General features: G+C 68.3%; 5 protein-coding genes. 4 read left to right on the top strand and 1 reads right to left on the bottom strand.

Going from position 1 to position 9,254, the window contains the following annotated elements; genetic code table 11:
- Positions 1 to 503: 503 nt before the first annotated feature.
- Positions 504 to 1,286: a hypothetical protein gene (locus ACFWAY_RS36240; RefSeq protein WP_378513909.1), complete on the bottom strand. Its 783-nt coding sequence runs from the start codon at positions 1,284 to 1,286 to the stop codon at positions 504 to 506.
- A 1,417-nt stretch (positions 1,287 to 2,703) separates the two neighbouring features.
- Between ACFWAY_RS36240 and ACFWAY_RS36235 the strand changes: the two genes are divergently transcribed.
- The 4 genes from ACFWAY_RS36235 to ACFWAY_RS36220 all read left to right on the top strand — a co-directional run bounded on the left by ACFWAY_RS36235 (position 2,704) and on the right by ACFWAY_RS36220 (position 9,189).
- Positions 2,704 to 4,410: a PHA/PHB synthase family protein gene (locus ACFWAY_RS36235; RefSeq protein ID WP_378513906.1), complete on the top strand. Its 1,707-nt coding sequence runs from the start codon at positions 2,704 to 2,706 to the stop codon at positions 4,408 to 4,410.
- A gap of 203 nt (positions 4,411 to 4,613) precedes the next feature.
- Positions 4,614 to 4,874: a hypothetical protein gene (locus ACFWAY_RS36230; RefSeq protein ID WP_378513905.1), complete on the top strand. Its 261-nt coding sequence runs from the start codon at positions 4,614 to 4,616 to the stop codon at positions 4,872 to 4,874.
- A 10-nt stretch (positions 4,875 to 4,884) separates the two neighbouring features.
- The gene (locus tag ACFWAY_RS36225) at positions 4,885 to 5,706 is read left to right on the top strand and encodes an alpha/beta fold hydrolase (RefSeq protein ID WP_378513904.1); all 822 of its coding nucleotides are present in this window, start codon (positions 4,885 to 4,887) and stop codon (positions 5,704 to 5,706) included.
- A 219-nt stretch (positions 5,707 to 5,925) separates the two neighbouring features.
- Positions 5,926 to 9,189: a protein kinase gene (locus ACFWAY_RS36220; RefSeq protein WP_378513903.1), complete on the top strand. Its 3,264-nt coding sequence runs from the start codon at positions 5,926 to 5,928 to the stop codon at positions 9,187 to 9,189.
- Positions 9,190 to 9,254: the final 65 nt, after the last annotated feature.

Here is a 9,254-nt window from a genome sequence, read left to right as displayed (position 1 = left end):
GCGCCGCAACCACGGTGCTCGACGGCGCCACCGCGTCCGGAACGTCCGCTGAAAGCGAAAGCCGAGCCTGGCTGGGTCCGCGTCGGGCCCACCATCAAAGTCGACGAGGGCGGTGTCTTCGCCTGAATCCGGCGCCCCGCACCGCCTTCGCCGCACGACCTCGCGCTCGCGGTCGCGGTCGCGGACCGATGCCTGCCCCACCGGGGCTGCAGGGGCCATCGCCGCTGGGATCTGCACCTACCGCAGCGAGCCGTGACCGGAACTGGGTACATCGACTGCGCAGCGAAAGGTTTCCCGGGGGAGGTGGCGGTCAGTCACAAGGACGTCAATCGTCTCGTCGGCCCTCTCCTGGAGTCGGGCGCCGTCCGGGACCGCCCTGGATCACAGCAGCCGCTCCTGACAGGTCGCGCTGACCCCGCCCGTCGCGACAGACCCGACCCTCACGTCGGGTGAGGGGTCCGGCCAATGACCCGCGGTCGACGCCGTAAGGGACCGCCCCTCCGCTACCGGGAATTGTTCTCGGCGACCGCGGTCGCCGGGTGCACGGCGATCAGGCCGAGGCCCTGGCGTCGCTTACACAGCCGAGCCAGCTCCCGATACGCGGCCTCACCGAGCAACTCGGTCAGCTCCGGCGCATACGACTGCCACACCGCCACGGCGCCGACGTGCGCGTCCGGCGAGCCGGAGCAGTACCAGTCCAGGTCCGCGCCGCCCTCACCCCAACCGCGGCGGTCGTACTCGGTGATCGTCGTCTTCAGGACCTGCTCACCGTCGGGTCGCTCCACCCATTCCTGGGTCCGCCGGATCGGCAGCTGCCAGCACACGTCCGGCTTCACCTCGAGCGGCTCAATCCCACGCCTGAGCGCCATCGAATGCAGCGCGCACCCAATGCCACCCTCGAATCCGGGACGGTTGAGGAAGATGCACGCACCCTGGTAGCGGCGGGTACGCAGCGCCGACTCGCCCTCGACCTCGTCCTCCTCGATGTACCCCCTCTTCCCGAGACCCTGCTTCCTGAACTGCCAGTCCCCGGGTCTGAGCAGCTTCACCGACTCGTGCAACCTCTCGACATCCTCCTCGTCGGAGAAGAACGCGCCGTGCGAGCAGCAACCGTCGTCGGGTCGGCCCGCGATGATCCCCTGGCAGGCCGGAGTCCCGAACACGCAAGTCCAGTGCGAGAGCAGCCATGTCATGTCCGCGGCGATGAGATGCTCGGAGTTGTCGGGATCGAGGAACTCGACCCATTCCCGAGCGAAGTCGAGCGCCACCTCCGGGCTGGGCGCCATCTTGTGCGACGGCACCGGAATACCTGCTGTCACAAACCCCCACGGTAGCCAACCCACATAACAAACAAGCACTGATCAGGTCCCCGCCCGGGAGCAACGATGCCCGACCCGAATCACGCTGATACCCCTGTGATACGACCGCGGCGATACGCAGTCGATCAACCCGAGCCCCGGTGCCACACATCGGAAGCGACGGTGTGGGGCACGACCCGGGACCTCCGGCGCCCGCCCCTGTCCTGAGACCCTCCGGCGCCGGACCCCGCCCGAACAGGCACCCGCACCCCAGGGGCGAGCCGGCAGTGCTGTCCGGTCAGACCGCGACGACCGAGCCGAGAGCGCGGCGGGGCGCACTACCCGTGAGGGAGCGCAGCTCCCCCGGTGTGGGCGAGGCTGGAGTCTTCGCCAGCCCTGTGGACGCCGGCGGCGTGTGGCCGCGGGAGCAGCGCAGACTGTCGGACCTCACGCGCTGTCACCACAGGTCGAGCGGACTCGGGTCCAGCCATCGGATCGGATCGTCGTTTCCTTCTCGGCGGCGTCGGCGAGATGGGGACTTATCTTCAAGGTCGCCACAGGCCGGGAACCGGATCCGATTCGACGCTCCGCACCATGTTAAATGCCTCGTCGGCGACCGGCGCATCGCGAAAAAGGATGAGCCGCTGTGCCCGTCACCCCATGCGGGTTAGAGCGGAGAGTCGACAGGCCAGGAGGGTGCGTCCGCTCCCGGGCGCGCTGGACCGAAAGGTGGTGCGCGCTGTGCCTCCACGACAGCAGTGCGGCGTCGGCACCAATCGCCACCGCGCGCGGCATCAGCAACGCGGTGAACTTCATTCTCCCTCCAGGAGGGGGACACCACGGTCGTCGCGACCGTGTTCGTCGAAGACCATGGCATTGACCGCGCCTTGATCTCCTCGGCACTCACGGGCCGACCCCGTCGTCCCATGGTGTGAGTGGCGGCGCAAATGTGTGCACTCGTTACGGATCAGCTGGGGCGAGAAGTGCCCCGCGGAGGTCGGCTGATTCGGGCAGACCCTGCTGACCAGTTGCAGTGAGGCGCGAGGCGCAGTACATTCCGATCGTCCGTATATCTGTCACTAGACCTGTAAATACGTACGCTTGGAGCTTGGTATATGCCCGCAACTGATGAGTGACAAACGCGATCACGCGCCAGGTCCGACCGTGAGTGAGCTGTATCTCCGCGATGTGGTGGGTCGGTCTACCGCTGGTTCTCTCTGTTCATGAGCAGGTCGGCCCCTGGGTAGACCCGGCGCTGATCCGCGCCTCCGGAGGTCGCCGAGGCACTACCCATGGCCACACCTGATGTCGATGACTGAGTCGCACGCCGGATCCGCACCGCCAGTATCACCGCCCACCCATACGTCTCGTCCGCACACCGTCTGATCGAACAAGAGGATCTACCATGACCGACACCATCGTCGCTGCCACCGAGGCCGAGGCAGAGGAGCTCGCCGCACCGCTGGACCTGCTGCTGACCGACTCGGTGTTCGGGATCGCCCGCCGGATGCTGCCCCACCGTGCCTGGTTGCGGTTCGGCGTCAGCCTGGCCGGAGCACCGCACTTTCTTCTCGGCCGTGGCCGCGGGCTGGCGGTGGAACTGGCGGACATCACGCGCGGCACCTCGACCCGGAGCCCAGCACGCGCGGACCAACGTTTCACCGACCCGGCCTGGTCGGGAAACCCGTTGCTGCGCCGCATCATGCAGACCCACCTCGCCGTTGCCGAGACCGCGGGCAAGCTGCTCGTCGACGCCGACCTCGAGTGGAGAGATCGCGAGCGCCTGCAGTTCGTCCTCGACAACGTCGTCGAAGCCGCCGCGCCGAGCAACAACCCGCTGCTCAACCCGCTCGGCTACAAGGCGGTGATCGACACCGGCGGCACCAGCGTCGTGCGCGGGATGACCAACCTGGTCCGCGACCTGGCCACCGCACCGCGGGTGCCAACCATGGTGGACCCCGACGCATTCATCGTCGGCGGCACCGTCGCCGCGACACCCGGGTCGGTGATCTTCCAGAACCGGGTGATGGAGATCATCCAGTACGCTCCGCGGACCCCGACGGTGCGCGAGGTGCCGCTGCTGATCGTGCCCCCGGTGATCAACAAGTTCTACATCACCGACATCTCACCGGGCCGCAGCATGGTCGAGTACTTCCTCGGCCAGGGTCAGCAGGTGTTCGCCATCTCGTGGCGCAACCCGAAGGCCCGCCACCGCACCTGGGGATTGGACACTTACGGGCGGGCCATCGTCGACGCCTTGGACGTGGTCGAGAAGATCACCGGCAGTACGCGCACGCACCTGGACGGGAGCTGCTCGGGCGGGATGCTGGCCGCGATGACCGCCGCACATCTGACCGACATCGGTCAAGGCGACCGCCTCGCCGGCCTGACGCTGGCGGTCACCGTGCTCGACCAGAGCCGGGCCGGATTCGCGGCGGCCGCCCTCGACCCGACCACCGCCAAGGCCGCCATCCAGGTCTCGGCCGCGCGCGGATACCTCGACGGCCGGTCCCTGGCCGAGGTGTTCGCCTGGCTGCGCCCCACCGACCTGGTGTGGCGATACTGGGTGAACAACTACATCCAGGGCCGCACGCCGCCGCCGTTCGACGTGCTGTTCTGGAACGCCGACACCACCCGCATGACGGCCACCCTCCACAAGGACATGGTGCAGTTGGGGCTGAGCAACGCGCTAACCACCCCGGGCGCGGTGAGTATGCTCGGCACCCCCGTCGACCTGTCCAAGGTCACCGTGGACTCGTATGTGATCGCCGGCATCGCCGACCACATCAGCCCCTGGCAGGCGTGCTACCGCAGCGCCCGCCTCCTCGGCAGCGAGAGCATCCGGTTCGTCCTCTCCACCAGCGGACACATCGCCGCGATGGTCAACCCGCCCGGCAATCCTCGCGCCTCCTACCGGATGGCGTCACCGAGCACCGAGCACCCCGCCGAGTGGCTCGAGACCTCCCAACAGCAGCAGGACTCCTGGTGGCCCGACTTTGCGGACTGGCTGGGCGAGCGCAGCGGACCCGACCAGGACGCACCGACCATGCTCGGCGCCGTGGATCTCCCACCGCTGATGCCCGCGCCCGGCTCCTACGTCCGCGAACAATGACCCACCACCTCGCCAGCGAAGGACCGCCATGACCACACACCTGGCGCGTCCGGCCGAGCTGCTCGATCTCGTCGGCGAGCCGCTCGGCACCACCGACTGGTACCAGATCACCTACGAGCGGATGAACCTGTTCGCCGACGCCACCGGCGACTACCGGTGGCTCCCCGGTCCCCCCACCGCGCGCCGCCGCCGCATTCGGGAATGTGGTCGCCTCCGGCTATCTCACTCTCTCACTCCTCCCACAGGCCTTTCGCGACCTGCTCACCATCGACAGTGCACCGGAGGCCATCGATTACGGACTCAACAGGGTTCGCTTCCCCACACCCGCCCGCGTGGGAGCGAACGTCCGCTGCACCGGCCGGGTCCTGGCCGTGCAACGATTCGAGGCCGGGCTCGAGGCCGTGTTCGGCGTCACCTTCGAGTCCGAGGACCAGCATCACCCGTCTGCGTCGCCGAACCAGTGATCGTCTACCGATGAACCGCGCGCAGGACCGGGCGGGCGAGTCCCGGATGGTGCGCACCAGTGGCCAGCACCTGCGTGTACACGTCCGGCACGGCACCGGCGTGCCGGTGGTGCTGTGCAACGGGATCGGCGCCAGCCTCGAGGTACTCGACCCGCTGGTCGCACATCTCGGCGCACACCGCACCGTGATCCGGTTCGACGCCCCAGGCACCGGGGCGTCACCGACCTCTCCTGTGCCCTACGGGATCCCGTACCTTGCGTGGGTGACCGGACGAATGCTCGACACGCTCGGCTACGGCCGGGTCGACATGCTGGGGTACTCGTGGGGCGGGGCTCTGGCTCAGCAGTTCGCCTTCCAGAACCCGCGCCGGTGTCGACGCCTGGTCCTGGCCGCCACCGCAACCGGCGCCCTGATGGTGCCCGCCCGGCCCGCCGTCCTCGCGAAGATGCTCACCCCGCGCCGGTTCGTCGACCGCGACTACCTGGCCTCCATCGCCGCGACGATCTACGGCGGCAGCGCCGACTTCGGTAACGCCGCCGTCACCCAGCTCGTCAGCCACCAACTCGCCGCCGGATCCCACCGCGGCTACCTGCACCAGCTGCTCGCCGGGGCGGTGTGGTCGAGCCTGTTCACCCTCCCGGCAATCCGCCAACCCACCCTCATCCTCGCCGGCACCGACGACCCGATCATCCCGATCATCAACGCGCACATCATGTACCGGCTGCTGCCGAACGCCACCCTCGTCACGCACCCCGGCGGCCACGTCGACCTCCTCACCAACGCCCCCACGCTCGGCCCCATCATCGAGGATTTCCTGCGGAGGGCGCCGTAGGCGTGATGTGAGGCCAGCCCTGGGAGTGGCGTCAACCAGGCCACACCGATGAGCCGCCGGGCGATGGCGGCGTAGTGCAGCGATTCCGTGTGGCCGGGGTGTCGGCGATATCCTTGAGAGGACGCCATCGAGAGGTGAGTCCACGGTTGTATTTCCGCTGGTCGTGCCGTCGGGACCAGCCCGCAGCACCATGAGCCGACGGAGTGAGTAGACCGTCCGATGGGTGAAGGTGATCCACTCGACACTCAGCGGTACCCGCCCTCCCCGGCGGCGGAGCTGGCAGGCACCGGCTTCGACGATGTCCAGGAAATCGGCCGCGGCGGTTTCGGCGTGGTCTACCGCTGCACCCAGGAGGAGCTGGACCGCACGGTCGCGGTGAAGGTGCTCACCGTCGAACTCGACGACGAGAGCCGGGCACGGTTCTTCCGGGAACAGCGGGCGATGGGCCGGCTGACCGGACACCCGAACATCGTCCACATTCTGCAGGTCGGTGCCACCGACAGCGGCCTTCCCTACATCGTGATGCCGTATCACCCGCAGGATTCCCTCGACGTGCGGATCCGCTGCCACGGTCCGCTGCCGGTGGGCGAGGCACTGCGGCTGGGGGTGAAGATGGCGGGCGCGGTGGAGTCGGCGCACCGGCTCGGCATCCTTCATCGCGACGTCAAACCCGCGAACATCCTGCTCACCGATTACGGCGAGCCGGAGTTGGCCGATTTCGGTATCGCGCACATCAGCGGTGGCTTCGAGACCTCCACCGGTGCCGTCACCGGGTCGCCGGCGTATACCGCGCCGGAGGTGCTCGGCGGGGATCCGCCGAGCCCGGCCGCGGACGTCTACGGCCTCGGCGCCACCCTGTTCAGCGCCCTGACCGGCCACGCCGCGTTCGAACGCCGCAGCGGTGAGCAGGTCGTCGCGCAGTTCCTGCGGATCACCTCGCAAGAGGTGCCCGATCTGCGTGAGCAGGGGATCCCGGACGATGTGTCCGCGGAGATCGCCCGCGCGATGTCCCGCGAGCCCGGTCAGCGGCCGGCCACCGCCGCCGACTTCGGGGAGGAACTGCGAGGGCTGCAACGCAACCACGGCTTCCCGGTCGACGAGATGGCGCTGCGCGCCGAACCCGGCGCAGAGGTCAGTGATCGAGCACTAGCGTCAGGCGTTCGGCACCCCACAGAACCCGCCCCTCGGAGCACTACCGGAACCCTTCCCCTGGAACTGACCAGTTTCGTCGGCCGCCGACACGAGGTCACCGAGGCGAAGAACCTGCTGGCCGGGTCGAGGCTGGTGACCTTGACCGGGATCGGCGGTGTGGGCAAGACGCGGCTGGCGATGCGGGTCGCGTCGGCTGGGCAGCGCGACTACGCAGACGGTGTTCGGCTCGTCGAATTGGGTGGACTGCGCGACGAGTCGTCGCTGGTCGACGCGGTCGCCGGCGCACTGGGATTGCGGGACCACTCGGCGAGGCCGCTGCGGGAGGTGCTGATCGAGTTCCTTACGCCACGAGTGGTGCTGTTGGTCCTCGACAACTGTGAGCACGTGGTGGATGTCGTGGCGGAACTGGCCGAGACCCTGTTGCGGGTGTGCCCGGGTCTGCGGATTCTGGGCACCAGCCGCGAACCGCTCGGCATCGGTGGGGAGGCGGTGCTGCGGGTCCCTCCGCTGGCCGTCCCTGATCCGGAACGGCGGCCCTCGCTGCGGGGGTTGCCCACATACGATGCGGTGACGTTGTTCGTCGAACGGGCCGCTGCCGCTGTTCCCGGTTTCGCGATCACCGAGGAGAACGCGGCGACGGTGGCGGGGATCTGTCACCGGCTTGACGGGTTGCCGCTGCCGATCGAATTGGCGGCGGCGCGGTTGCGGGCGATGTCGCCCGAGCAGATCCTGGGGCGCCTGACCGACCGCTACACGCTGCTGACCCGCGGCAACCGGGGTGCGCCGACGCGGCAACAGACCCTGCGATTGTGTATCGACTGGAGCTTCGAGTTGTGCACCGCCGGTGAACAACTGGTGTGGGGGCGGGTGGCGGTGTTCGCGGGGAGTTTCGAACTCGATGCGGCGGAGCAGGTGTGCGGCGCGGGCCTGGCACCGGACGAGCTGCTGGACACGCTGACCTCCTTGGTGGAGAAGTCGATCCTGATCCGGGAGGAATCCGGGTCGGTGGTGCGGTTCCGGATGCTCGAGACCCTCCGCGAGTACGGTTACGAGAAGCTCGAGCAGACCGGTGAGGCTGTGGCGTTGCGTCGCCGGCACCGGGATTGGTACGAGACGCTGGTGCTCGATGCGGAGGCGGAGTGGATCAGCGACCGCCAGCTCGACTGGATCGCCCGGCTGAAGCGGGAGCAGCCGAATCTGCGGGAGGCCCTCGAGTTCGGCATCGACGACGATCCCGCCGCCGGCCTGCGCACCGCCGCCGCGCTGTACTGGTTCTGGAGTTCCCAAGGCCTCTACAACGAGGGCCGGCGGTGGCTCGACCAACTCCTCGACCGCGGCAGCGGTGCAACAACCCTCGAACGGGTTACGGCGCTCTGCTACGACAGCGTGATGGCCAATAGCCAGGGAGACCTCGAGGCCGGGGCGGCGCTCGTCGAGGCGGCGCGGACTCTCACCGCGCACACGAGCGACCCCGTGCTGCGGGCGTACAGCGACTGCGCCGACGGCATGCTGGCCCTCTACAGCGGCGATCTCGCGCGAGCATGCTCCCACCTCGAATCCGCTCTCGCCGAGTTCAGTGCACGGAGAGATCGCACACTCGAAACCAGCCTCCTGTACCCGTTGGGAACGGCCTACGGACTGTCCGGCCGGACGGACCGGGCGATCGAATGCCACGAACGTGCCCTCGCGATAACCGAACGATACGGCGAGAAGATGTACCGGGCGCACTCTCTGTGGGCCATGGGCATCGACGTGTGGCGACAGGGCGATACCGATCGCGCGGTCCGGCTCCTCGAACAATCGCTCGAGCTGACCCGGCAAGTGCACACCCCCCGCGTCGCCACAGCCTGCCTCGAGGCGCTGGCCTGGATCACCCGCCAACAGGGCGACGCACTACGGGCCGCAACGCTGATGGGAGCCGCGGACGGGCTGGCGCGATCGGTGGGCAGTGCTGTGGTCATACATACCAATTTGCTTGTTTATCATCAGGACTGCGACCAGGAGTCCCGGAAGGAACTCGGAGACAGAGTTTTTGCGGCGGCCCACAGCAATGGCCGAAGTCTCGGCTTCGATGCAGCGATCGCCTACGCCCTCCATGAGCAGCCGGCCGGCACCTCCACGCCCGACACAGATTCGTCGGTGCGACTGACCAAGAGGGAACACCAAGTCGCCGACCTGATCGCCGAAGGCCTGACCAACCAGGCCATCGCCGACCGCCTGGTGATCTCACCACGCACCGCGCAAGGGCACGTGGAGCACATCCTGGCCAAACTGGGTTTCGCCTCCCGCACACAGGTCGCGGCCTGGGTCGTGGAGCGGAAACGTCAGTAGAGGCATCGGCGCGGGCTGGGGCGGGGTCGCTGACCTCGCGTCCTCGGGCCCGTACTACGACAGCC

The organism is Rhodococcus sp. NPDC059968, assembly GCF_042738615.1.
Taxonomy (GTDB): domain Bacteria; phylum Actinomycetota; class Actinomycetes; order Mycobacteriales; family Mycobacteriaceae; genus Rhodococcus_F.
This window is presented reverse-complemented; position numbering and strand designations above follow the sequence as displayed.

What these genes read in the sequence shown, in the direction of transcription:
- ACFWAY_RS36240 (WP_378513909.1), bottom strand. Translation starts at nt 1,286, where the DNA reads ATGGCGCCCAGCCCGGAGGTGGCGCTCGACTTCGCTCGGGAATGGGTC.
- ACFWAY_RS36235 (WP_378513906.1), top strand. Translation starts at nt 2,704, where the DNA reads ATGACCGACACCATCGTCGCTGCCACCGAGGCCGAGGCAGAGGAGCTC.
- ACFWAY_RS36225 (WP_378513904.1), top strand. Translation starts at nt 4,885, where the DNA reads ATGAACCGCGCGCAGGACCGGGCGGGCGAGTCCCGGATGGTGCGCACC.
- ACFWAY_RS36220 (WP_378513903.1), top strand. Translation starts at nt 5,926, where the DNA reads ATGGGTGAAGGTGATCCACTCGACACTCAGCGGTACCCGCCCTCCCCG.